This is a genomic window from Cyanobium sp. HWJ4-Hawea (assembly GCF_024345815.1).
Taxonomy (GTDB): domain Bacteria; phylum Cyanobacteriota; class Cyanobacteriia; order PCC-6307; family Cyanobiaceae; genus Cyanobium_A.
Window position 1 is genome coordinate 15,021 of the sequence record NZ_JAGQBV010000004.1, and the last position, 23,612, is coordinate 38,632.

Annotated in this window: 19 protein-coding genes and 1 pseudogene; 7 read left to right on the forward strand and 13 right to left on the reverse strand. The window is 60.1% G+C overall.

Going from position 1 to position 23,612, the window contains the following annotated elements:
• Positions 1 to 9: 9 nt before the first annotated feature.
• On the forward strand, positions 10 to 1,305 hold the full coding sequence (eno, locus tag KBY58_RS01770) for a phosphopyruvate hydratase (RefSeq protein ID WP_255002563.1): 1,296 nt from the start codon (positions 10 to 12) through the stop codon (positions 1,303 to 1,305).
• Between the two features lie 15 nt (positions 1,306 to 1,320).
• On the opposite strand, the gene KBY58_RS01775 is transcribed toward eno, so the two are convergent.
• From KBY58_RS01775 to argJ, 5 genes are all read right to left on the reverse strand, one after another.
• Positions 1,321 to 2,994, reverse strand: coding sequence for an ABC1 kinase family protein (locus KBY58_RS01775; protein WP_255002565.1), 1,674 nt, complete (start codon positions 2,992 to 2,994; stop codon positions 1,321 to 1,323).
• Positions 2,994 to 3,332: a hypothetical protein gene (locus KBY58_RS01780; RefSeq protein ID WP_254934191.1), complete on the reverse strand. Its 339-nt coding sequence runs from the start codon at positions 3,330 to 3,332 to the stop codon at positions 2,994 to 2,996. The genes KBY58_RS01775 and KBY58_RS01780 overlap by 1 nt, the downstream gene beginning before the upstream one ends.
• Positions 3,332 to 3,748: a hypothetical protein gene (locus KBY58_RS01785; protein WP_255002566.1), complete on the reverse strand. Its 417-nt coding sequence runs from the start codon at positions 3,746 to 3,748 to the stop codon at positions 3,332 to 3,334. Before KBY58_RS01785 ends, KBY58_RS01780 begins: the two co-directional genes overlap by 1 nt.
• A complete protein-coding gene (locus tag KBY58_RS01790; protein ID WP_255002567.1) occupies positions 3,749 to 4,027 on the reverse strand; it encodes a hypothetical protein in 279 nt (92 codons plus the stop codon).
• A 158-nt stretch (positions 4,028 to 4,185) separates the two neighbouring features.
• Positions 4,186 to 5,421, reverse strand: coding sequence for a bifunctional glutamate N-acetyltransferase/amino-acid acetyltransferase ArgJ (argJ, locus tag KBY58_RS01795; RefSeq protein WP_255002568.1), 1,236 nt, complete (start codon positions 5,419 to 5,421; stop codon positions 4,186 to 4,188).
• A gap of 74 nt (positions 5,422 to 5,495) precedes the next feature.
• Between argJ and coaE the strand changes: the two genes are divergently transcribed.
• A complete protein-coding gene (coaE, locus tag KBY58_RS01800; RefSeq protein ID WP_255002569.1) occupies positions 5,496 to 6,113 on the forward strand; it encodes a dephospho-CoA kinase in 618 nt (205 codons plus the stop codon).
• A 1-nt stretch (position 6,114) separates the two neighbouring features.
• Here the strand turns inward: coaE and gatB are convergent, their stop codons facing one another.
• Positions 6,115 to 7,596 (reverse strand): Asp-tRNA(Asn)/Glu-tRNA(Gln) amidotransferase subunit GatB, encoded by a 1,482-nt coding sequence (gene gatB / locus KBY58_RS01805; protein WP_255002570.1) that lies wholly within the window; start codon positions 7,594 to 7,596, stop codon positions 6,115 to 6,117.
• 105 nt (positions 7,597 to 7,701) lie between these two features.
• Here gatB and KBY58_RS01810 point away from each other — a divergent pair, with 105 nt between their 5' ends.
• Complete coding sequence (locus tag KBY58_RS01810; protein WP_409995703.1) at positions 7,702 to 8,814, forward strand: FAD-dependent oxidoreductase; 1,113 nt, start codon at positions 7,702 to 7,704, stop codon at positions 8,812 to 8,814.
• 19 nt (positions 8,815 to 8,833) lie between these two features.
• Here the strand turns inward: KBY58_RS01810 and ndk are convergent, their stop codons facing one another.
• Entirely contained in the window at positions 8,834 to 9,292 is a 459-nt protein-coding gene (ndk, locus tag KBY58_RS01815) for a nucleoside-diphosphate kinase (protein ID WP_254934615.1), read from the reverse strand.
• Positions 9,293 to 9,582: 290 nt separating this feature from the next.
• Here ndk and speA point away from each other — a divergent pair, with 290 nt between their 5' ends.
• Positions 9,583 to 11,529: a biosynthetic arginine decarboxylase gene (gene speA, locus KBY58_RS01820; RefSeq protein WP_255002598.1), complete on the forward strand. Its 1,947-nt coding sequence runs from the start codon at positions 9,583 to 9,585 to the stop codon at positions 11,527 to 11,529.
• A 25-nt stretch (positions 11,530 to 11,554) separates the two neighbouring features.
• Here speA and KBY58_RS01825 read toward each other — a convergent pair whose 3' ends face one another.
• Positions 11,555 to 12,964 (reverse strand): CHAT domain-containing protein, encoded by a 1,410-nt coding sequence (locus KBY58_RS01825; protein ID WP_255002572.1) that lies wholly within the window; start codon positions 12,962 to 12,964, stop codon positions 11,555 to 11,557.
• Positions 12,965 to 13,627: 663 nt separating this feature from the next.
• A pseudogene (locus tag KBY58_RS12975) lies at positions 13,628 to 14,254 on the reverse strand (hypothetical protein); the annotation flags it as partial.
• Between the two features lie 87 nt (positions 14,255 to 14,341).
• Between KBY58_RS12975 and KBY58_RS01835 the strand changes: the two are divergent.
• Both KBY58_RS01835 and KBY58_RS01840 read left to right on the forward strand, forming a co-directional pair.
• Positions 14,342 to 15,955, forward strand: coding sequence for a ShlB/FhaC/HecB family hemolysin secretion/activation protein (locus tag KBY58_RS01835; RefSeq protein ID WP_255002575.1), 1,614 nt, complete (start codon positions 14,342 to 14,344; stop codon positions 15,953 to 15,955).
• A gap of 2 nt (positions 15,956 to 15,957) precedes the next feature.
• Positions 15,958 to 17,805 carry a CHASE2 domain-containing protein gene (locus KBY58_RS01840; protein WP_255002576.1) on the forward strand — a complete coding sequence of 616 codons (1,848 nt, stop codon included), beginning with the start codon at positions 15,958 to 15,960 and terminating at the stop codon, positions 17,803 to 17,805.
• Here the strand turns inward: KBY58_RS01840 and KBY58_RS01845 are convergent.
• From KBY58_RS01845 to KBY58_RS12935, 3 genes are all read right to left on the reverse strand, one after another.
• Positions 17,793 to 18,392, reverse strand: a complete 600-nt coding sequence (locus KBY58_RS01845) for a hypothetical protein (RefSeq protein WP_255002578.1) — start codon at positions 18,390 to 18,392, stop codon at positions 17,793 to 17,795. The two genes, KBY58_RS01840 and KBY58_RS01845, sit on opposite strands and share 13 nt — an antisense overlap.
• A 72-nt stretch (positions 18,393 to 18,464) precedes the next feature.
• Positions 18,465 to 19,154 (reverse strand): Crp/Fnr family transcriptional regulator, encoded by a 690-nt coding sequence (locus tag KBY58_RS01850; RefSeq protein WP_315858013.1) that lies wholly within the window; start codon positions 19,152 to 19,154, stop codon positions 18,465 to 18,467.
• Positions 19,155 to 19,396: 242 nt separating this feature from the next.
• Positions 19,397 to 19,489, reverse strand: a complete 93-nt coding sequence (locus KBY58_RS12935; protein WP_315858014.1) for a DUF3307 domain-containing protein — start codon at positions 19,487 to 19,489, stop codon at positions 19,397 to 19,399.
• A 386-nt stretch (positions 19,490 to 19,875) separates the two neighbouring features.
• On the opposite strand from KBY58_RS12935, the gene KBY58_RS01860 reads away from it, so the two are divergent.
• Entirely contained in the window at positions 19,876 to 21,033 is a 1,158-nt protein-coding gene (locus KBY58_RS01860; RefSeq protein WP_255002579.1) for a mechanosensitive ion channel family protein, read from the forward strand.
• Here the strand turns inward: KBY58_RS01860 and KBY58_RS01865 are convergent.
• A complete protein-coding gene (locus tag KBY58_RS01865; RefSeq protein ID WP_255002580.1) occupies positions 21,014 to 23,605 on the reverse strand; it encodes a cyclic nucleotide-binding domain-containing protein in 2,592 nt (863 codons plus the stop codon). The two genes, KBY58_RS01860 and KBY58_RS01865, sit on opposite strands and share 20 nt — an antisense overlap.
• Positions 23,606 to 23,612 lie beyond the last annotated feature (7 nt).

The following is a 23,612-nucleotide window of genomic DNA, read 5'->3' on the forward strand; positions in this document are numbered from 1 at the left end:
TACGGCTTCGTGATCGACTCCCTCGACCTTGTGATCGACACAGTGGTAGCCCGTGAGGTGCTCGATTCCCGGGGCACCCCCACCGTGGAAGCAGAAGTGCTGCTGGAGGGCGGGGCTAGCGGCCGGGCGATTGTGCCGAGCGGCGCCAGCACCGGAGCCCATGAGGCCCACGAGCTGCGCGATGGCGGCAGCCGCTATTTCGGCAAGGGTGTAACCCAGGCCGTAAACAACATCGAAGAGCGGATTGCCCCTTCCCTGTGTGGCCTAAGCGCCCTCGACCAGGGCGCCGTAGATGGCGCCATGGCCGAGCTGGATGGCAGCGACAACAAATCCAGCCTGGGCGCCAATGCCGTGTTGGCCGTGAGCCTGGCCACTGCCCGGGCCGCAGCCAATGGGGTGGGCCTACCCCTTTACCGCTACCTGGGTGGGCCGATGGCCAACCTGCTGCCGGTGCCCTTGATGAACGTGATCAATGGCGGGGCCCATGCCTCCAACAACATGGACTTTCAGGAATTCATGCTGGTGCCCCACGGCGCCAACAGCTTCCGGGAGGCCCTGCGCATGGGCGCCGAGGTGTTCCACACCCTTAAGGGCCTGCTCCACGACCAGGGCCTTTCCACTTCAGTGGGCGATGAGGGCGGTTTTGCCCCCAACCTGGCAAGCAACGACGCCGCCGGCGAGCTGCTGGTAAAGGCAATTGAGAAGGCTGGCTATCGCCCCGGCGACCAGATCTCCCTGGCATTGGATGTGGCCAGTACTGAATTTTTCAAAGATGGTCGCTACAACTTCGGCGGCGGCAGCTATATCAGCGCCGAAATGGTCGACCAGCTGGCCCAACTGGTGAGCCGCTTCCCGATCGTGTCGATTGAGGACGGCCTAGCCGAAGACGATTGGGATGGCTGGGCCCTGCTCACCCAAAAAATGGGCAGCACGGTGCAGCTGGTGGGAGACGACCTGTTTGTGACCAACACCGCCCGCCTCCAGCGGGGCATTGACCTCGGGATTGCCAACTCGATTCTGATCAAGGTGAATCAGATCGGCTCACTCACCGAAACCCTGCAGGCCATCGATCTGGCTGGCCGTGCTGGCTACACCAGCGTGATTAGCCACCGCTCCGGCGAAACCGAAGACACCACCATTGCCGACCTGGCAGTTGCCACCCGCGCTGGCCAAATCAAAACCGGTTCCCTCAGCCGTTCCGATCGGGTAGCTAAGTACAACCAGCTACTGCGCATCGAGGACGAACTGGGCAGCCAGGCTGTCTACGCCGGAGCTGAAGATCGGGGCCCCCGCGGCAAGGCCTGATGGGTCTGATCTAGATCAAGCCTTGGGGGCTTCAGGGGCCCTTGAAATCACATCCAAGCGACCATCGCGCTTGAGCCGGGTTTGCAGCTTCAGCCAGGCCCAGCCCACGGGAAGACCTGCCACCAGCGGAATCACCACCAGGGCCGGACGGCTGCCACCGGCGAGCAGGGCCGCTGCAATCGCCAGGGCCCCCAACAACACCGATTGGCCCAGGCTTTGCTGGCTCATGGCCATGCGCCTGAGGAGGCGATCGGTCTCACCGGCGCGAACCTGCACCTGCAGGTCGCCCTGCTCGATGCGGGCCAGACTCTCGTCGAGGCGTTTGGGAATGCCCAAGGCCCTGCTGCCCACTTCCGCCGCCTGGCGGGATAGCTCATTGAGCAGGTCGTTGGCACCACTACCGCTGGAGGTCATGAGGGGCAGCAGGTAGGGGCGGGCGATCGCCACCAAGCTAAAGCCCGGATCCAGGCTGCGGCCGACCCCCTCAAAGGTGGAAAGGGCCCGCATCACAAAAATCAGCTCGGGCGGCAGGCGAAAGGGCTGGCCATAGACCAGGTCGTAGAGATCACCGGAGAGCTTGTCGAGCACATTGGCGGAAAAGGGCGGGGTAAGCGCCTCCTTGAGCATCACCCGCACCAAACGCCTAACCGGGCCCGGATCTATGCCCTTGGCGATCACACCAGCCGCCTGGAGCTCCTCCACCAAACCACTCGCATCCCTGGCGGCTGCGGCCACCACCATCCGGCCAAGCCGGCTACGCAGGGCAGTGGAAAGCTGGCCCATCATCCCGAAGTCGTAATAGATCAGGCCGCCATCACTGGCTACGGCGAGGTTGCCGGGGTGGGGATCGGCATGGAAGAAACCAAAGCGCACCAACTGCTGCAGGTAGCTCGCCGCCCCCTTCTCAGCCACGGCCGCCGGATCGATTCCCGCCTCGATCAGGGCCTGACGATCGGTGATCTTGATGCCGGGCAGGTAATCCAGGCAAAGCACCCTCCTGGCACTCAACTCCCAGATAACGCCAGGGATGCGAATGCCGGGATCATCAAGAAATTGCTGCCGAAAGCGGGCCGCATGTTCGGCTTCCAGGCGGAAATCGAGCTCACGCAACAAAACCCTTCGGCATTCCTGGGCAATGCCGACCCAATCGCGGCCCACGCCCCAGCGGGGATGGCGCTGCACCAGGGCCGCCAGCTGCTGGAGCACCTCCAAATCGGAGCGAAACAAATGCTCGAGGCCGGGCCGTTGCACCTTGAGCACCACCTGCCTGCCACTGCGCAGGCTGGCGCGGTGCACCTGGGCCAGGCTGGCTGAACCGAGGGGTGTCGGCTCAAGATCAATGATCTCGGCGCAGCGATCACCCAGCTCCTGCTCGAGCAGGCCCTGGACCACATCAAAGCCAAAGGCGGGCACCTGGTCCTGCAGGCGGGCCAATTCCTCAACCAGCTCTGCGGGCAACACATCGGGGCGCGCCGAGAGCAGCTGACCCAATTTGATGAAGGCCGAACCCAGGGACAAAAACTGCTGGGCCAGCCAGCGGGCCAGTCGACGCCGGCGCCGGGCCTGGCGTTGGGGGCTAAAGCCGCCGCCATAGGTCCAGGTTTGGGAGCTCCACCAAAGGCCGAGCAACAGGCCAAGGGCGACCCACCAAATCCGCAGGGGCCGCAGCACGGCCAGACGCCAGGCCATCACTTGGCTTGATCCAGGCCACGGGCCATGGCTGCAACCTTGGCCCGCAGACCATCTATCAGCTCCTGGGCATCGGTGACGAAATCCACCGAGCTAACGGTGGAAGCTGCATTGCTGCTGGCAGGTGAGGCTGGCCCTGATGTTGGTTCGGCTCCGGTTTCGAGCCGTTGGGCCTCGGCCTCGACTTCCTCCCAAAAGAGCTGGAATTCCTGGCGCAGCTTTTCTGGGGCGTCCTGGGCCAAAACCGACACATTCGCCGCCGCATCAACCAAGCCACTACCCAAGCGCGCACCCAGCCTTTGCAGGGCTGCCTGAAACAGGATTTGGGGAGAGGACATCAGGGCTGGGGATCGGGCAACTTGGGGGCTGGCAGCTTGGGAGCTGGGGGCACCGACTGCAGCGGATCCCCATCCAGGTTGGCGGAACCGACCCCTGCCTGGGGAGCGTCCCCGCCCTGGGGCGCAGCCAATGGATCTGGATCGAGGGGAATCTCAGCAGCGGGCTGCTGGACTTCCTGGGGCTGGGGCTCCTGGACTTCCTTTAGCTGCTGGGGTTCTGCGCCAAAACGCAGACGCAGGCTGTCCAAGCTGGTGCCGGGAAACTGGCGCAGCTCAAAGCCTTCCCCCAACTGCACAAAATCAGGCAGCTGGAGGGAGAGCAACCGCTGGGTTATGCCATAGCCCAGGCCAAAACAAAGACCCACCAGCAGGGGGCCCTGCCAACGGGACCTGGGTGGGGTTTTCGCGATTGGCATTTAGGGGGTATTCGCCTGGGGCAGCGGAGGCAGGGGCGCCAGGTCAGGTTGACCGCCAGACGCCGGTGCCAACTCTGTGGAGGGGCGCTGGGGCTGGCTTACCTGGCTGGGAGCGGGCGACTGCTTTTCCAGCAGCTGCTTTTGGAGATTCTGAATTTCCAGCTGCTGCTTCAAGTTGAACTGCTTTTGGTTATCCAAGCCGCGATATACGGCCACAACCGTGATCACGATTGTGCCGATGGCGGCCACAGAAGAAATAATCGACTGAAATTTGCCCATGGGTGCTGTCGATTAAATGCGATCTACAAATGCAACTCGACTATGCGGCGACTGATCCGCGTATGGGCCTTCTGGCTGCGGGAAAAACCCCAGAACCAGAGCAGGAATTTGCCCTCTCAATGATCCCACGGCAGGGGATGGCCACTGCGGCGGAGGGCCTACGTCGTGTAATCGGCGTTAATACGGACGTACTGGTCGGAAAGGTCGCAGCCCCAGGCCTTGCCGACGCCTGGGCCTGATCCCACCACCAGGCGAATCAACACGGTGTCGTCCTGGAGGTAGGCGCCGGCAGCCCGCTGGCCCATGTAGGCAGAAGCTGCCGGCCGATCGAAGGCCATGGGCTGGCCGGCCTCCATCAATTGGAATGGGCCCAGCCATAGGGCCACCGCCCCGGGATCAAAAACCACCCCGGAGCGGCCAGCGGCAGCCACGATCCGGCCCCAGTTTGGGTCGCGGCCATGCACGGCGCACTTCACCAGGGAAGAGCCGCAAATGGTGCGGGCGATGCTGCGGGCGTCAGCCCCATCCCTGGCACCTTCGACCTGCACTTCGATTAGGCAGGTGGCTCCCTCTCCGTCGCGGGCGATCGCCTTGGCCAAATGTTGCGACACCGCCGTCAGGCCGATCTCTAGGGCCGGCCAGTGCTCCTGGCCCAGGGGCTCGCCGGCTGCAAATGCCAGGTAAGTGTCGTTGGTGCTGGTGTCGCCGTCGACCGTGATCGAATTAAACGAGCGATCCACCGCCCGCCCCACCATGGCCTGCCACTGCTCCGCAGGCACCCCGGCGTCGCAACTCATGTAGCCGAGCATGGTGGCCATGTTGGGGTGAATCATTCCCGAACCCTTTGCCATGCCGCCAATGCGCACGGTCCGGCCGCCCAGATCCGCCTCCAGGGCGATCTGCTTGTCGATCAAATCGGTGGTCAAAATTGCCCGCGCCGCCCCATCGCCAGCGGCCTGATCCGCAGACAAAGCCGCCACCAGGGGATCCAAACCCGCCAGCAGGATTTCCATTGGGATCGGCACACCAATCACCCCGGTGGAGCAGATCAACACCTCCTCGGCTTCCAGGCCGAGGCGCTCGGCCACAGCCTGGGTGGCGTGCAGGCTGTCGATCAGGCCCCGATCGCCGGTGCAGGCATTGGCCTGCCCGGAATTGGTCAGCACTGCCCTGGCCTTGCCGCCATTGGCCCGTAGCCGCTCGCTGCAGAGATCGACGCAGGCTGCCCGCACCACGCTGGTGGTGAAGGTGCCGGCACAGACCGCGCCCTCCGGCGCGAGCAGCAGGGAGAGGTCGGGGTTGCCCGAGGCCTTGAGCCCGGCCGTGATGCCGCAACCCTTAAAACCCACCGGGGCCGTAATGCCACCGGGGATCGGCTGCCAGGGGGAAGACACAGGGCACTACTGCTGCGAACCTGAGCATCGGACAACAGCAGCCCCAACGCCAAATTTCGATGGCTGATCAGTCCATGGCTGATGTCGACCCCAGCCAAGCCGGTGCATCCCAGCGCTGGAGCGGCCCCCAGCGGCGCATTGGCCTTACAGGTGGCATAGCGACCGGTAAGAGCAGGGTGGCCCAGCTCCTAGGGGATCAACACGGCCTGCCCGTGCTGGATGCGGACCTTTTTGCCCGGGAGGCCCTGGCACCGGGCAGCCCAGCAGCCCTGGCGGTGCTGGAGCGCCATGGCAGCCTCGATCGTGCCGCCCTAGGGCGCATCGTGTTTGCCGATCCGCTGGAGCGGCAATGGCTGGAGCAGCTGGTCCATCCCCTGGTGCGGGAGCGATTTGCCCTGGAGCTGGAGCAGCTGGCAGCAGCGCCGGCGGTGGTGCTAACGATCCCGTTGCTGTTTGAAGCGGGCCTGGGGGGCCTCTGCAGCGAAATCTGGCTGGTGGATTGCGACCCCCAGCAGCAGCTGGTGCGATTAATGGAGCGCAACCAACTCAGCGAAGCCGAAGCCCAGGCCCGCATCGATTCCCAGTGGCCCCTGGAGAGCAAACGGGCCCTGGCGGATCGGCTGATCGACAACCGGGGCGGGCCTGAACTGCTGGCGGCGCAGATCGAGCGGGGTCTCAGGGGTGGGGCCTGAATTAGCCCTTGAGCTTGGTGCTGAGGATCTGGTTGGCCAGCTTGGGGTCGGCCTTGCCACCGGTTTTTTTCATCAGCTGGCCCACGAAAAAGCCCTGCAGCTTGGACTTACCGCCACGGAATGCATCAACTTCCTCGGGGTGGGCCGCCAGCAATTCATCCACAATTGCCGTGATCGCCGCAGGATCACTGATCATTCCCAATCCCTTGGACTCCACGGTCGCCCTAGCGGAGCCGCCCTGCACCAAGAGCTCTGGCAGCAGTTCCTTGGCAATCTTGCCGCTGATGGTGCCGTCATCAATCAAGCCCACCATCTCGGCAAGCTGCTCCGGCTTGAGGGGCAATTCCGCCAGGGACAGCCGGTTGGCATTCACATAGGCGGCGATGTCACCGGTAATCCAGTTGGCCACACCCTTGGGATCGGCCCCTGCTGCCACGGCGGCCTCGAAGTATTCGGCCATCGAGCGCTCATCGGTGAGCACCCGGGCGTCGTAGATCGACAGGCCCAAATCATCGGCGTAGCGGTGCCGCTTGGCCCCTGGCAGTTCGGGTAGCTGGGCGCGCCAGGCCTCCCGCTGCTCCACGCTCACCTCAATTGGGCCCAGGTCGGGATCGGGGAAATAGCGGTAGTCACTGGCTCCTTCCTTACTGCGCATGCTTTTGGTGAGCTGCTTGCCCTCATCCCAAAGCCGGGTTTCCTGCACAACCGGCTCGCCGGTCTCATAGGCCTTGATTTGGCGCTGGATCTCGTACTCGCAGGCCCTCTGGATCGCCGAGAAGGAGTTCATGTTCTTGATCTCCACCTTGGTGCCAAAGGGCGCATCGGGCCCGCGCCGCACCGAGATATTCACGTCGCAGCGCAGGGAGCCCTCCTGCATGTTGCCGTCGCTCACCCCGAGATAACGCATGATCCGGCGAATCTCTGAGGCGTATTCAGCCGCCTCTCTTCCCGTGCGCAGATCCGGCTTGGAAACGATCTCGGCCAGGGCCACCCCGGCCCGGTTGTAGTCCACCAGGGAATGGGTTGAACCCGCCAGGCGGTCGCTGCCGGCGTGCACGAGCTTGCCGGCGTCTTCCTCCATGTGCAGCCGCTCGATGCCGATCCGTTTGAGGTAGGTGTCCTTACCCTTCTCGGCCACCTCAACCTCAATCCAGCCCTCCTCGGCAATCGGTTCGTCGAACTGGGAAATTTGGTAGTTCTTGGGCAGATCCGGATAGAAGTACTGCTTGCGGTCGAACTTGCTGTGTTCGGCAATCTGGAGGTTGAGGGCCATGCCGGCCTTAACCGCATACTCGAGCACCTTCTGGTTCAGCACTGGCAGGGTGCCAGGCAGGCCGCAAACAACGGGATCAATGTGGGTGTTTGGCTCGTCTCCAAAGGTGGTGGAGGCGCTGGTGAAAATCTTGCTATCGGTACCCAGCTGCACGTGGGTCTCCAGGCCGATCACGGCTTCCCATGCGGCTTCCGCAGCTGCCCCTGCCATTACCGGCTCCCATCTATTTGCTTGGAATGATCCTATGGGGGAGCGCCGAGCGCTGAAACCCTGTTGGGTTAGTGCCACCATCAAGTGGTGACGAATCAGGTGGCCATAAATCCAGGGCGGGCCCATGGCGCCCAACCGGTCTTGATCCTGGGTGGCGGACTGATGGGACTGGCCATCGCCCACCAGCTGGCTCGCCGCGGCCAGGCAGTGACTGTTTTGAGCCGCCGCCGCAGTGAGGCCGCAGGCTTCGTGGCAGCCGGCATGTTGGCCCCCCACGCCGAAGGCCTCAGCGGGGAGCTGCTTGCCCTGGGCCAAGCCAGCCTGGAGCGGACCCCTGGCTGGGTGGCCCAAATCGAAGCCGACAGCGGCCTGAAATGTGGCCTAAGGCCCTGCGGAATTGTGGTGCCCTTTGCCAGCGCCGCCGAGCGAGATGTGTATCCCACCGCCGCCTGGGGGGAAGCCCTAGATCGCCAGGGGTTGGAGCAGGAACTGCATGGCATCGGGCCCGGCTGGCAGGCGGGATTGCTGTTCCGGCAGGACGGCCAGATAGACAACCGCCGCCAGCTGATGCGAGCCCTGGAGCGGGCCTGCGTGGAGCTGGGCGTGGGCTTCCAAGAGGGCGTGGAGGTGTTGGAGCTGCTGCAGGAAAACGCCCAACTAACGGGCGTGCGGGTGCGCGATGCCGCCGCCGAACTGCACAACCTTGAAACCAGGGCAGCGGTGCTCTGCTGCGGCGCCTGGAGCGCCCAGCTGATGCCCCAGCTGCCGATCTTTCCGGTGAAGGGCCAGATGCTGTCGCTGCAGGGGCCCCGGGATGCTTTGCAAAGGGTGATCTTTGGGCCCGGCACCTACTTGGTGCCCCGCGAGGACGGCCTCCTGGTGGTGGGGGCCACCAGCGAGCGGGAAGCGGTCTTCACCGAAGGGCTCACCCCCTTCGGCCAGCGGCAGCTGCAGGCAGGGATCGAAGCACTGCTGCCCGAAGCCAGCCAATGGCCCCCGATGGAGCGCTGGTGGGGCTTCAGGCCCTGCACCCCAGATGAAGGGCCCCTGCTGGGGGGCAGTCCATTGGCAGGGCTGGCGCTGGCTGCAGGGCACCATCGCAATGGGGTGCTCCTAGCAGCGATCACAGCTGAGCTGCTCGGCGCCTACCTAGACCCTGGGGGGGTGAACGCCGAGCAGCACTCTTTATTGGAGCTCTTCCGCTGGGATCGCTTTTGATGCGCCTGGCTGGGCCGAATCAGCCCTCGCTGCGCCATGCCTGATCGGAAGGGGTCCAGTCGCTGAGCTCTTCGGGCTTAAACCACAGGCCAATCTCAAAGACGGCGGTTTCTGGAGCGTCGGAACCGTGGATCACGTTGCGGCCGATGTTGATCGCCAGATCACCACGGATCGTGCCGGGCTCAGCCTCGAGGGGTTTGGTGGCGCCAATCAGCTTGCGGGCACTGGCAATCACGCCATCGCCTTCCCAGACCATCGCCACCACGGGGCCTGAGGTGATGAAATCCACCAAGCCCGCAAAGAAGGGGCGCTCGCGGTGCACTCCGTAGTGGCTCTCAGCCAGCTCGCGGCTGGGGGTGAGCTGCTTAAGGCCCACCAACTTGAAGCCCTTGCGCTCAAAGCGGCCAAGGATTTCAGCCACCAGACCCCGCTGAACGCCGTCGGGCTTGATGGCAATAAAACTGCGTTCGGCGGCCATATCCAAAAGATGAAGGGATTGATCTGCCACATCGTCTGCGGCGGCAGGGCCCATTGGCAAGAGGTGTGGAAGTTAACTACGGTCTCCTAACCCTTATCAACTTGGTTACGGCAGGGCTCCGTTGGAATTGCGTCGCTACAACCAGTCAGAAGAAACCCCAGCTGACCCTCTGGGGGAACTACGGGGGACCGTGTCCAAGTACGTAGATCCCCTAGAACCTGTTGGCGAGGAAGACTGGGAAGCACTGGCATGATCCAGCTCGAGCCCAACGTGCAGACCCTCTGGTGACCGTGACAAACAGCGACACCAGAACTGCCGCCGCTGGCTGGAGCGTGGCCGATAGTGCGGCCCTCTATAGCCTCGATCGCTGGGGGGAGCCCTACTTCTCGGTAAATGGCCGCGGCCATATCAGCGTGCAGCCCCAGGGGGAACGGGGCGGCAGCCTCGATCTGTTTGATCTGGTGCAGGGTCTGCAGGGCCGCAACCTGGGCCTGCCCCTGCTGATCCGCTTCGACGACATCCTCGAAGACCGGCTGGAGCGGCTCCATGCCGCCTTTGAACGGGCCATCGCCCAATACGGCTATGGCGGGAAATACCAGGGCGTGTTCCCGGTGAAGTGCAACCAGCAGCGCCACGTGGTGGAGGAACTGGTGAGCTGCGGTCGCCGCTGGCACTTCGGCCTGGAGGCGGGCAGTAAGGCGGAGCTGCTGATCGCCCTATCCCTGATCGACGACCCAGAAGCCCTACTGATCTGCAACGGCTACAAGGACCAGCGCTACATCGAAACGGCGATCCTGGCCAGGCGGTTGGGGCGCCAACCGGTGGTGGTGATCGAGCAGGCCGACGAGGTGGAGCGGATCATCAAGGCCAGCCATGCCCTGGGGGCCGCGCCATTTATCGGCATCCGCGCCAAGCTCTCCAGCCGCAGCACCGGTCGCTGGGGCAGCTCCGTGGGCGACAAGGCCAAATTCGGCCTCTCGATCCCGGATCTATTGGCCACGGTGGAGGCCCTGCGGGCAGCTGATTTGCTCGGGGATCTCAGGCTCCTGCACTTCCACGTGGGCAGCCAGATCAACGACATCGCCGTGCTCAAGGACGCCCTGCAGGAGGCGGGCCAGATCTATGTGGAGCTCACCAAACTGGGGGCCCCAATGGGCTACCTCGATGTGGGCGGCGGCCTGGGGGTCGATTACGACGGCAGCCGCACGGCCACGGCCGCTTCTACCAACTACTCGCTGCAGAACTACGCAAACGACGTGGTGGCCACGGTGAGGGAGTGCTGCGAACCCCATGGGGTGAAGGTGCCCACCCTGGTGAGCGAGAGCGGCCGGGCCATCGCCAGCCATTTCTCGGTGTTGGTGTTCAACGTGCTGGGCAGCGCCCAGGTGCCAGCGGCCCTGCCGGCAGGCAAGGAGGACGAACCGCTCACGGTTCGCAACCTGCGGGAAACCTTGGCGGGCATCACCGCGGCGAATAGCGCTGAGGAAGGTTCCCTCTCGCGGCTGCAGGAAGCCTGGAACGACGCCATCAAATTCAAGGACGACGCCCTGGCGGCCTTCCGGCTGGGCTATCTGGGCCTGCCGGAGCGGGCCTTGGCCGAACAGCTCACCTGGGCCTGCGCCACGGCGATCGTGGAGCGCCTGCCCCGCGGGGGTGCCATCCCCGATGACCTCAAGAGCCTGCGGGCGGCGTTGGCGGGCACCTACTACGCCAACCTCTCGGTGTTCCGCTCGGCTCCAGACACCTGGGCGATCGAGCAGCTATTCCCCCTACTACCGATCCACCGGCTGGATGAGGAACCCACCCGGCTGGGGCACTTCGCCGACCTCACCTGCGACTCCGATGGGAAATTGGCCCGCTTCATTGGCGATGGCCAGGCCAAGCCCCTGCTGGAGTTGCATGCGCCCCAGGAGGGGCAGCCTTACCTAATCGGCATGTTTCTGGGCGGCGCCTACCAGGAGGTGATGGGCAACCTGCACAACCTGTTTGGCACCACCAACGCCGTGCACATCCGTCTGGCCCCTGGCGGCGGCTACCAGGTGGACCACGTGGTGCGCGGCGACACCAATGCCAAGGTGTTGGAGGCGATGGAACATCAACCTGGGTTGCTGCTGGAAAGGCTGCGGGTGGCCAGTGAAGCCGCCATCCAGCGGGGCGACCTCAAGATCAGCGACGCCCAAAGGCTGATGGATCACCTGGAAACCAGCCTCAGGCAAACCACCTACCTGCAGAGCTGAATTGTGGAGCTGCCGAAACAACTTGCTACCAGGGGGAGCCAAGCAGCTGAATGCCACCCCAGAAATATGGGTGACTGAGCCCGGAGGCAACAATTCTTCGTTGACTCTTATCCAATCCTGACAGCAACACCTCACCGTCCACACCAACTACCTGATCGCCCTCCAGACGGATCTGTCCACGGGAAAAAGCCTGGCGGGTCAGCTGCAGGGCCTCGGCCTTAGGCACGCCGGCATCAATTAGTCGATATGCCTGCACAAAGAAAGCCGATGTGGCCACATCATCCAAATACCAGAGGCTGCCCATGGCACTACGGGCGCCTGCCTGTAGTGCCATGCCGGCAAAACCAAGCTCACTCTCGCCATCACCTAGGGCCGTACGACAGGCGCTGAGGCTGATCAAATCAAGGCTGGCGTCTTGGCGACGACTTCGCAAACCAGAAAACTCGCTTAGGGCCACCGGTCCCGTACCTGTATAAATGCGCGATTGGGAAGGCCCTCCTGGCAGAAATTCCGCATGGGTTGCCACATGCACACGCCGGTAGCGGCTGTCGGCGGCAGTAATTAGTAGTGATGCTGGAGTGAAAGCCTGATTCAGGTAGATGTTTGCGCGCTGGCCAGCGGCGATTGATCGCAATTCCTCTGGCACTAAGGCCAAGGGGGCAAGACCATCGAACTGAGAAGCCCCGAGGGCAAGTAATCCGCCACCCCTGCCCAGGGGTACGCGCAAATTGGTGAGATTTAACGATGGCGTCAGCGCTAATCCATAACGCTCCCCAAGAAATTGCAGGCCATCGTGGAGTGCGGGGTAGGGAATTGCCTGCAGCCCCTGGTCGGCGCTGAGCAGCAGGGTCGTGATCTTTTGCTCCTGCAAAAGGGGCTGCAGGGGCGCAAAAATCTGGCGATATAAGCTTCGGGATGGGGACTGGGGATCCTGCACCAACAGAGGCTCCTGGCGGGCGACAGCGCCATACAACTTCTGCAACGACTCGCGAAATTCGCTGGCACGGATTTCAACCCGCAGGCCCATAGGTTCACCGCTTGCGGTGATCAATACCAGCTCCAAATGGGCCCTGGCAGAATTTGGGGCGGCTTGCTCACCAGGCCCCAAATAACGCAGATGTAAAATTGCCGGGTTATAGATAGCGTGATTAAACGCTGGGCCCAAGGCTGAGATTGGAATACCTGATTGGGTACTGGCCAAAAGTCCAATGCCCGGATCCGTACTTAGCCCCGCCCGTTGGCCATCGCCACTGCGCACAGCATTCATCACCTCCCGCAGGCTGCGCTGCAAATCGGCGGTGCTTGGCATGGATGCAGCATCAAGCTGTTTAAGACCAAGGGCCGCAGCAACCTTTTCGCTGCTGCGTAGTTCCGACTGCTCCAAGCTCGCCCGGGCCTGGGCAGGTGACAACCGCTCAACCGAGAGCTGGGTCATCAGTGGCGGTGTTGCAGCAGGGGGCGTAACTGCCGCCGCAGCGTCAAATCCAGGCTCGATATTCAGGCCAGATGGTGGTCCAGCCAGGCCTGAAGTGGTTACTGGAGCTGACGCCGGTGTTGGCGTAGGCATAGGCGCAGGGGTTGGCGCAGGCGCAGGGGTTGGCGTAGGCGTAGGGGTTTGCGTAGGCGTAGGGGTTGGAACTACAGAAATCAACGAGCTATACACACCTCCACCAACCAGAGAAGAGTGGCTGGTGAGATTGCCGCTGGTGAAGCCGTTAGCTGCCACCCACGGGCCCAAAACCGTTTGGCGACCAATCAGCTGCAGAGCAGCACTCGAACCATTTACAGGCTCCACCGCGACAAGAATCTGCAGAGTGCCAGGAGGGCAGGCGCTGCCACAGGGACTACCCATCCCGGCCAGGCTTGACAACTGGGTAGTACTACTTACAAAGCCTTCCGCTGAGGCTACGCTGCCAACCTGGCTACTTGAGCTATAAGGGGTGAAAGCTCCGGTACTAAATGTAAATCTACCTACTTGAAAGGTGCCTGGAAAACCCGGAGTTGAATCAAGAACAAAAGCACCATCGTAACCCTGGGCTACAAAACGCGCCTGATCAACTTTGAGAGGAGCGCCCTCCACGGTGATCGCGGAGCCCACCAGATTTAACTTCTCAGCCTGGCCGCCACCACTCACCTTGATCGACCCGCCGCCACGTCCAGTGCTGGAATCCATCAGAAAACCAACCATATAGGCACTGATCCAGTTGGGATTTGCAACCAACAACCCATTTTTTTGGATAGCCAAATCAAAGGGAAATAAAACCGCTGGATTACTTGAATTCTTGAACAACAACGCATCGGTTGCCATCAACGACAACTTGCTAATTCCCGCAGCAGAAAAACCATTTTCCACCAAAAAACCTAAGGGATTCATAAGCATCAACTCCGGATTATTGCCACCCCAGTTGCGAAGAAGCAGCGGACCCGCCAGTTTGCTGGGCCCCGTTTCGATACGTCCGAAGATGATTTCGACACCTGAGGTGCCAATACCGTCGAAAACAGCAGCGCTTCCGGGAGGCACATCGAACCGACCAAAGGAATGAAAAAGGTTCTTGCCTCGCTGGGTGCCTCCAGTGATCTCAAAGGTAGAACCGCTGCCACCAACGACTGTTCCAAGGTCGCCATCTCCAACGCTTGCAGTGACCTGGGCCCGCAGGGGAGACCCCTGGACCATGACCGATGCCAGGACCAGCCCCGCCAGACCCCTATGCACAATTCCTATCATCTCAAGCCAATCTCCTTAGTGCATCCTGCGAAACACCAATCTGACAGCTTCCGGCAGAATTACCTGCCAGCGTGATCTTACTCACTAATGCTGTGGCTGTTTGCTCAACTGGTGGATCCAGCACTGCAACCAGGCCCGGTGCGACTGCCAACCAGTATCCCAATCGAACGCCCCCAAGCCCAAACCATCCCCAATTCCCTGCAACTAAGCCCAGAACTGAAAAAATCCCAGTTGATCAGTCCGCAGCTGCTGCAAAAGCAGATAGAACGCTGTCAGCAAAACCTCGATCAAGAGCCTGCTCAGTTGATCAAGGACTGTGCCTCTAGGCTCACGGCCCAACTTGTGGCAAAGGGCTACATCAACTCAAGGGTGATTGTGGATCCCCTAAGCAAGAGCCCCCGCTTAGAACTTGTTGAAGGGCGGCTGGTCGAATTGCGGGTTCAAAGCACTGATGCCAACCTCGCCAAACGCACTAGACGCTTGCTGGCACCTCTACAACGGGCTGCTTTACAACTGCCCAAGCTCGAGGCTGCACTTCAACGGCTGCGCCAAAGACCGGATGTGGCTGCGGTGAGGGGAAACCTTGGCCGGCTCGGCAGTGATCCTGCTAAGGCAGTTCTGATACTAAGCGTAGAGCCGGCTGCCCAGCCAATCAAAGGGGAGCTAAGCCTGCGCAACGACGGCAACTCCGGCACAGGCGAAGCGAGGGCACTGCTGACACTGAGCAAATCCTCCCTAGTCCAGAGCAACGACCAACTGCTGGTGTACGGGGAAATTGATAGCGATCAGGACCTGGAAGTTGGCTATCTACTCGGATCGATCAGCTACACCGCCAACATCAATGATCAACTCAACATCACCGGCGCCTTTGGATCAAGCCGCCGCAATTTGGTGGAACTTTCAGGACTTTATCACGATCTCTCTTATCAACAATTGCAGGGCTACGGCCAATTGAACTGGACATTTGTTGATGAACTAGCGCAGCAATGGTTTGCATTCGCCGGCCTTAGCCTCAATCGTAACGATGTGTTCCTCAATGGAGATGCCGTGCCACTGATCATTGGTGGCGGTGAAAGTGGCTGGTTGCGCACCGGATTTGTCAAGGTAGGAGTTGGCTTTAGAGGCTCCAGCCAATCCTTGGCCTGGGCAGGGCAAATTTACGGGCTCCAAGGCATACCCGCCTTCTCCACCCATAGCCAACAACGGGAACTAGCTGAAGTTGGAGTGAATCCAGGCAACGCTCGCGCCCTAGGGGGATCACTACTGAGCCAATGGACCCCTTGGAGCCAACTGACCCTCACCGGGCGGGCAGCTGGTCAACTATCCCTTAACTCACTTACCAGCGACATGGGGTTCACCCTCGGCAGCGACAGTGGCCTACGAGGATTACCTGGGCAACTTGTTAGCGGCGACAACGGTTATCTAGGCAGCCTTGAATTGGCCTATAACCTATGGAGCAATGCCAAGCAGCGATTGCAACTGGTACCGTTCATTGGAGCTGGAGGCGTGCAGAGCTACCGCAATTCACTCAGCTTCAGCGATACAGCCGGTGCAGGGGGGGTGTTGCTTCGCTGGCTGCATACAGATCGCTGGAGTGTGGAAATTGGCTGGGTAAATCCCTTCCTTACGGAAAACCAACCGCTCTGGAATGACTGGATATTGAGCAAGGGGCTTTATTCGCAGCTCAAATTGAGGTTCTAAGCATGGCTCGCCGCTGGAGCCCATGGCTCGCTGTAGTTACCCCATACGGAATTGCCGCCCTGTTGATCTGGGCATTCAGCAGTAGCAGCATTGGCGAAAACCTCAACCTATTGCTCTACGACACCTCGCTGCAGCTGCGCCCAGCCCCCAGCGGACACGATAGCCCAATCAAGCTGGTAGGCATCAGCGAAGCAGACATCCGCCGCTTTGGCTGGCCCGTTAACGATCTGATCCTCACTGAGGCCGTTCAACAACTAAGCAAAGCGGGCGCGAAGGCCATCGGCCTAGATATCTACCGAGACAAAGGCATCGATCCGGGCAGCCTGGCCCTACGCAAGGAATTGCAGCAAAACCGAAGATTGATAGCGATTTTCAATCAAGCGGAATCGATTCCTCCTCCACCAGGAACGCCGGCCAAGCAACAGGCTTTCAACGATCTTGTGTTAGATGGCGACGGGGTCCTCCGCAGGGATCTAGTACATGTGGAGGGCCAGCCAGCCTCCATTATTGCGCTTCCCCTGCGACTTCTCGAAGTGGCCCAGGGCAGCGATCAACTACAAAAACAATTCCCAGCGGCATGGCTGCAATCCCAATGGCTACATCCTTATTCCGGCGGTTACCAACAGGTTGATTCATCTGGGCGGCAACGTCTACTGCCCTATCGACAACCGGGCAGCTTCCGCCAATGGAGCCTTGGCGAACTAATTGATGGCCAGATCCCACCGGCGCAACTGAATGGTGCAATCGTTCTAATCGGCAGCACCGCTGCCTCCCTTCGCGACAACTTCAACACGCCATTCACCCGTTTTAGCGGAACAGCTCGCTTAGCCACCATGCCAGGGGTAGAAGTACATGCCCAGCGACTGGCAGCCCTGCTCGATCTCAAGCCAAATGGCGGTTTTCGCACATCAGTGCTGCCCGATTGGAATAGGCTAGTGGTGCTTCTGCTTACGGCAGCTTTAGGCATAGGGATCGGCGAGGGAGCCAAGGCCATGCGCCGAAGTGGCTTGCTACTGATAGTTAGCGAATTACTACTTCTTGGGCTTGGCTTCGGACTCCTTTTACAAGGGTTATGGGTTGATACAAGCGTTCCCATGGCCAGCCTTGCAGCGATGACCGCCGCCGGTTGGTTGAGGCGTGGTGCAGCCGGTCAACTACAACGTCGCCAGATTGAACGATTACTGGGACAAACAACCTCACCAGAGGTGGCAGCGGAACTGTGGAAACAACGGGAGACACTGCTGGAGGATGGCAGTTTTCCCGGCCGCCAGCTGCCGGTAACGATACTTTTTGCTGACATTGTTGGCTTCAGCAAGGTGGCAGAACGCCTAGCACCTGCTGAAACCCTGCATTGGGTAAATGGGGGCATGACGCAATTTCTAGAGGTAATTCACCGCCACGGCGGCATGATCAACAAATTCACAGGCGATGGTTTTCTGGCTGTGTTTGGAGTACCCCTACTCCAGGATTCACGGCAAACCGCAACCCAGGCAATGCGCACTGCCGCTGAACTGCAAGTAAAGGTATTGCAATTAAACCAACAACTAGCTCAAAACCAGCAACCGCCACTGCATTTGCGCCTTGGTTTACACAGTGGCGAGGTGATCACCGGCTCCATGGGGAGCAGCGAGCGAATGGAATACACAGTGATCGGCGATGTGGTGAATGTGAGTGCACGCTTGGAGGCTCTGCACAAAGAACGCATGAACAATCTGTGTCGCGTACTGCTTTCAGCGGAGACACTGCAGCTTCTAAATAATCCAGAGCAATGGCAGTTTCTGAGTTGGGGTGCATTCCCTCTGAAGGGCAGGGATCAAACCATTGAGGTTTACGAGCTTCAAAGTTGCTGACAACTCACTGGCAATTGATCGGGCCATTCGCCCGGCAGGGGATCACCACCAAAGAGGTTGCGCACCTCAGCGGTGGGCACGCTGCCTCCACATTTGGCAGCCAGTTGTTGCAGTAGGGGTATGGGTGCCACACCAAGCTGCAAAAGGCTCTGGGCCGGCGGCGACGCCGTGGTTACAAAGCTGAGCGGATCGGCTGAGGCGCTGTTGTTCGGAGCGCAGAGGTAGGAGCTCTCCCAGCGACTGTTGTGGGTGAGGGGCGGCAGGGTAAGCAGCCGCACCCCCAGCGGCTGGGGCTCCAGCTGGTAGGTACGAACTCCCTGCACCGAAACCAGCAATGGATAGGTTTGCACTGAGGGACCCTGCAACACCGCCAACCGCACCGGCTGGCCGGGCAGCACCCCCTGGATGTTGTTGGCCGGCGCCAGATGGGCAATCAAGCGGGATGTGCATTCACCTCGGGTGCCGCCACCGATGCGTCTGCCGGGGAATTGGCTGTTGGATTGCGATTGGCTCCAGCTAGCGGTTGCGGCAAGCACCAGGCCAACCCCAGCACAGACAAGCATCGGGCGGCGACGAACCAAGGGCACGGCAATTGCTCCGACGGAACATGGTTGAACAATCGCATAAATCGATCAGCTTGGCGCCCAAGCCAAACAACCTCAGAGCAAACCACGCCGGCGCAACGGTTCGAGCGAGAGCAAACGCAATCCCATTGCATTTTCCTCGAGCAGGCCCCGCTCCCGCAACTTGCTCAGGGTTCGAGACGTTGTTTCCCGCGATAATCCAGCCAGGGCAGCCAATTCACGCTGGGCCAGGGCTGGAATCGGCGCCAGAGGATCTTGAGGCTCCCGGCTGCGGCAGGCCAATTCCTGAAGGGCATTCAACAGGCGCGTGGTGGCATCAGCCGAATGGATGGCAAAACGGCGATTGAGGGTGCGCAAGCGCTGGCTTTCTAATTTGGCAATCGCCAGAGACAGAGCAGGGCGGTTGAGCATCAATTGCCGAAAGGGGGCACCGGCCAGCTTCACCAGGTTGAGCTCGGTGAGTGCCAGCACATCAGCGGAGCGGGGCTGTTCATCGATCAGGGCCATCTCACCAAAAAGATCGCCGGGGCCAAGTATCGACAACACCACCTCCTCGCCATCCGGACTGAAACAACGCACCTTGGCTAGACCATCGCGAATCAAAAAAATGGTTTCCCCCCAATCGTGCTCCTGAACCAGCAACTGATCTACGCCGATCAGCGTGTGCAGTTGACGTTCCAGCAAAAGTTGCAGATCACTGGCGTCCAGCGACTGAAACAGTGGGCAGGCTCTTAATTGATCAGCGCTGAGCAGGGCCAGGGTCATGGTTAGCGGCGCAGCACAAAAATGCAGATCACCGTCCAGAGCAGCTTGCTGAGCAGATGGAGGCCCTGATCAACGGGTAAGCCATATCTGTCTCGACATTTGCCCAAGTCAATGAGCATGTGCAAGATCCATTCACCCAGCCCCAGCAGCGGTATTCCCGTAAATAGAGCCACGAGCAAACCATGCACTGCACCATGGGCGGTGAGCCAGTAGCCCCAGGGCAGGGAATGGTTGGGCCCAGGTCACTTCTCCTTGGCCATGCGGCTGCTCTGGAGGGCGAAATCCCCCAGGAAATGGCCCATCACCAAGATCAGCAATAGATCAACAAAGTCCATCAGCCAGGCAGAACACCGGCAAAGGCGGGTAGATGTGCATTCAGGATGGCGCCCATCGGCTCAAGAAACCCATGGCTGTGTGGGAGCTCTGGTTAATTGCACTGCTGGGCCTGGCGCTACTGCGCATTCTGAGCCGCATCTGCCGTCGGCGCAGCATTCCCCTACTGCCCTGGCGGCTTCCGGCCCTAGCGCTGTGCGCATGGGCACTTGGCACTACCCTGCTTGGCTCCGCCAGCGCGGAGTCGCTGCAGCAACTGATCAAATTAACGATCGAGATGCTGCAGGCCCTGGCCTGCAGCAGGCTGCTGATCTGGCTGCTGCTGGAGTTACCCACCCACTACCGGCTGCTACCTGCCACACCCAAGATCCTGCGGGATCTGCTGTTCGTGCTGGTTGCTGGATTGATTGTTGCGGTAACCCTGCAGCAAAGGGCCAAGGTGAATGTGCTGGGTGTGGTAACCACATCGGCAGTGATCACAGCAATTATTGGCCTGGCTGCCCAGGAACCACTCAAAGACCTGCTGGGTGGTCTCAGTCTGCACCTGGATCGCAGCCTGAGGGAAGGCGACTGGATTGAAACCAACGGCCAGATTGGCAATGTGAGGGCCATCAGCTGGCGAGACACCCAAATGCGCTGCATTGATGGCTCGAATCTAATCATCCCGAATGCAACAATTACCTCCTCAAATCTTCGCAACTTCAGCACCAAAGGGCCCTACGGCAATCGCTTATTTGTTGGCCTCAGCTACAACTTCCCGCCCGGGCAAGCGAAGGCACTGCTACTCCAACTGGCTAACCAGCATCCGCTGGTACTGAAGCAACCACCAGCGGTGGTGAGAATCGCCAGTTTTGACGACAGCTCCATCCGTTATGAATTGCTAGCTTGGCAGGCAGACTACGGACAGAGCCTTGGCCTACGCAGCGATCTAATGGAGCAACTATGGTATGCGCTAGCTCGCCAAGGCCAGAGCATTCCCTACCCTGTACGAGAACTATTGCATCAACCAAAAAATAACAAGCAAGCCCAACAATCTCTAGGGATAGACTGGGAACAAAAGCTCGAGATTCTGGCCAAGATCCCTCTGTTTAAAAGCCTAAGCCAAAATCAACTGATGCAACTTATTCAGCACTGTCATTGCCATAGCTATGGCAATGACGAAACCATCGTTGCTGAAGGAGCAGAGGGAGATTCCCTATTTGTAATCTGCCGCGGCCTAGCTCAAGTGAGCCGAGAACTAGGCCAGGGCAATTCTATCGATGTAGCTCAACTTGGCCCTGGCGATATCTTTGGAGAGATGACACTATTTGGCGGCGAATGCAGATCTGCCACAGTAAGAGTTGCCCAAGAAACACAACTACTAGAAATAGAAAGGCCCGTTATTGCCGATCTACTGGAGGACGATCCCGAGCTATTGGAACGCTTTGGCTTGCTGGTGAGCCAACGGTCCGCTGAGTTAAACCAGCTGGAATCATCCGCAGCCCAAGCTCAGCAACAGGATCTTTTACAAAAGATGAGAGTGTTATTCAATTCTTGGTTACGCTGAGACGCTCGGCAAGCTGCCGCAGTAAGCCTCTTGAGAAATAAGGTGAGCGGTGCAGCAATTCCTCAAAAGCATCACTTGGCACCTGAAATGCCTTGAGCCCTTGGGCCCCTGCCACAACATTGTTATTGCGCCGATTGCCGGTAATAACTCCCATCTCGCCCACCGTTTCCCCAGGCCCCAGCACCACGATATTGCCTTGATCGAGGGCCACTTCACAAGCTCCTGAAAGCACAATCCCAAAACCATCGCTGATCGTGCCCTCGGCCATAACCATCTCCCCAGGACCCCATTGATAAATATCTCCCTGGGTGGCAATCCAAACCACACCTGCAGGCAAAACATCAGCAAACAACGGTGAAGCAGCTAGGTAGGGGAACTCGGCTGCATCTGGATGGGGTTCGCCACTGATCTGCATCTCTAGGAAAGGGGAGCTAGCTGAGCATTGGCGAGATTGCTGCAAGCGGCGGCTCACCTGTTCTGGATAAAGCTGCCGTTCCACAAGTAATACCCAACCAGCGGTATCAGGATCGGGATCTAACCACAACTGATCCAGGGCTTCCTGCAATGTTCCAGCGGGGTCCAGCTGTTGGTGCTCATACTCCTGTTCGAGATGTTTGGATTGGCTCAGCAGCAAGCCTTGCAAGGTTTTAACGCGCAGCTGCATGGCCAGCACCAGGGGCCGCAATAGGGAATGTTGATTGGCGGCCAAGTTCAGGGTGGCCAGCAACTGCCCCTGTTGCCGCCATTGTTGACCAAGACTTTCAATGTGTTGGCGCAGTCGGTCTCCCTGGGGCCCGAAACGACTGAGCATCTGCTGCCAATCATCAGCGGCCAAACCACAACTTTGCCGCAACTTTTCAAGCCGTTGCTGCATTGCCGGGCGCAGGCTAGACGGAACCAGCACCTGCAGATCAGCGGCATCCATCAACTCCTCCAGCTGCTCTGCAACCGCCGCCTGGCGCAGATCCTGTTGTTGAAGCTGCAAACCATCCAACTTCAGTAGTTGGGGATGCTCATCGGCAAGCACTCGCAAAGCTGCGTGGTGATCTTGATCCTCCAGTCCCAAAGCCTGGCGCAGATCTTGAAGTTGCATCAAGGAGCTTGCCCGTTCAAGCCGCCCGCTGCGCAACAAATCTGCGATCACCCCTCGATAAATCAAGCGGGCCTTTTGTTGACCAACTGCAGGCAGTGCCTTGGCCAGGGTAACAACCTCCTGGGGGGAGAGCTCCTGCAGGGAGCGTCCATCAAGGGCCTGGTCTAGCTCAGGTAGATCCTGCAGCTGACGACGCAAACTTTCACTGATGCTCTCGCGCCGATAGGTGTCCTGATCCCTACCCCAGCTGCGGAACAGCACAATCGCTGTGGCGATCAATACAACCGAGCGGATCAACTGGCCACCATCGCTACCGAAGGCCCCCTGGCTGGGATCTACAAACCAAAAAAATATGTTCACTCCACTGAAACTGGCCAGCAACCTGGTGCGGCTTCGGGCCCGAGCCTTGGCATCGCGGCGACCTTGCCGCTCCAGCCTGCGCTGCAGACGAACCTCCAACCAACGGAACAGCAGCACCGAAATGGCACCGGCCAGGCTCAACACCAGGGGAACCATAATAAGGTTGGGCACAGGAATCTCAGCGCTAAATCCCTGCAAACTGCGCTGCGGCAGTTCAGCGTCGTAGGCCCAGAAGCCATTGCGCAGATAGCTGAGCTGGCTGTTAGAGAAAAAGGGCAGAACCAGAACCTGTTCATGCATTTCTGCCAGATATTCAAAAAACACCAGTACCAAGCCTGGGTAGGAGTACCAAGCCCACTCCAAACCCCGTTTACCATTCAGATTTGTCCAGAATTGGCGTTCTGAATCGATATCAATACAGGCAGAGGCGCAGGCCACACAGGCGCTCTGCTCTCGACCGCTGCTGCCGATACTGCGACACATCGATTGGGTGATTTTTGAACCCGTTCCCATATGGGCGGTGCTGCCCAAGGCTGCACGCTGCCCGGTGAGAATCGTCTGCACCGGAGCCATCGGGCAAACGTACTGGCACCAGGCCTTGCCGCCATAGGCCCAGCCAACAATCAGCGCCGCCGCGATGGTGCATAGCAATAACAAAGCCAGCCCCAGGGGACTGCTATTCACCACCAGCAGCCGCAAACACAAACCGGCGATCAGCAAAGACCATTGCAATTGCAGATGGTTACGGCCAAGCCAGGAATCGGCTTGCACCTTCACCACTTCAGCTTTGCCGTTCTTGGCGATGCGAGTGCGCTGCCGCCCCAGGGCCCTGCTGAGCTGGGAGACAAAAGCCAGCGGACAAATGCGGCGCCAGAGCTCATGGCTGAACAAAACGATCATCAATACCCCTGAGGGCACCACCACCCCCCAAAAGAAGCGATTGCCTGGTTGGCCATGGCGCCAACAATCCCCACTAGCCGCCGGGCAGGGCGGCACCATATCCAGGGGCAGGGATATCGCTGGAATCAGCAACGACAGGATCAGCAACAACCAGCCGATCAACAGCAACCAACGCAAACGATGGGCCTGGGCCTCAGGCCAACGGCTGAACAGCTGCATCGCTTCG

Bases quoted from the DNA above. Each gene is read 5' to 3' on its own strand.
- ndk (WP_254934615.1), bottom strand. From the start codon at position 9,292: ATGGCCGCCGAACGCAGTTTTATTGCCATCAAGCCCGACGGCGTTCAG.
- coaE (WP_255002569.1), top strand. From the start codon at position 5,496: ATGGCTGATGTCGACCCCAGCCAAGCCGGTGCATCCCAGCGCTGGAGC.
- KBY58_RS01790 (WP_255002567.1), bottom strand. From the start codon at position 4,027: ATGGGCAAATTTCAGTCGATTATTTCTTCTGTGGCCGCCATCGGCACA.
- KBY58_RS01835 (WP_255002575.1), top strand. From the start codon at position 14,342: ATGCTGTGGCTGTTTGCTCAACTGGTGGATCCAGCACTGCAACCAGGC.
- KBY58_RS01825 (WP_255002572.1), bottom strand. From the start codon at position 12,964: ATGACCCAGCTCTCGGTTGAGCGGTTGTCACCTGCCCAGGCCCGGGCG.
- KBY58_RS01775 (WP_255002565.1), bottom strand. From the start codon at position 2,994: ATGGCCTGGCGTCTGGCCGTGCTGCGGCCCCTGCGGATTTGGTGGGTC.
- KBY58_RS12935 (WP_315858014.1), bottom strand. From the start codon at position 19,489: ATGGACTTTGTTGATCTATTGCTGATCTTGGTGATGGGCCATTTCCTG.
- KBY58_RS01840 (WP_255002576.1), top strand. From the start codon at position 15,958: ATGGCTCGCCGCTGGAGCCCATGGCTCGCTGTAGTTACCCCATACGGA.
- KBY58_RS01785 (WP_255002566.1), bottom strand. From the start codon at position 3,748: ATGCCAATCGCGAAAACCCCACCCAGGTCCCGTTGGCAGGGCCCCCTG.
- gatB (WP_255002570.1), bottom strand. From the start codon at position 7,596: ATGGCAGGGGCAGCTGCGGAAGCCGCATGGGAAGCCGTGATCGGCCTG.
- KBY58_RS01780 (WP_254934191.1), bottom strand. From the start codon at position 3,332: ATGTCCTCTCCCCAAATCCTGTTTCAGGCAGCCCTGCAAAGGCTGGGT.
- KBY58_RS01850 (WP_315858013.1), bottom strand. From the start codon at position 19,154: ATGACCCTGGCCCTGCTCAGCGCTGATCAATTAAGAGCCTGCCCACTG.
- KBY58_RS01865 (WP_255002580.1), bottom strand. From the start codon at position 23,605: ATGCAGCTGTTCAGCCGTTGGCCTGAGGCCCAGGCCCATCGTTTGCGT.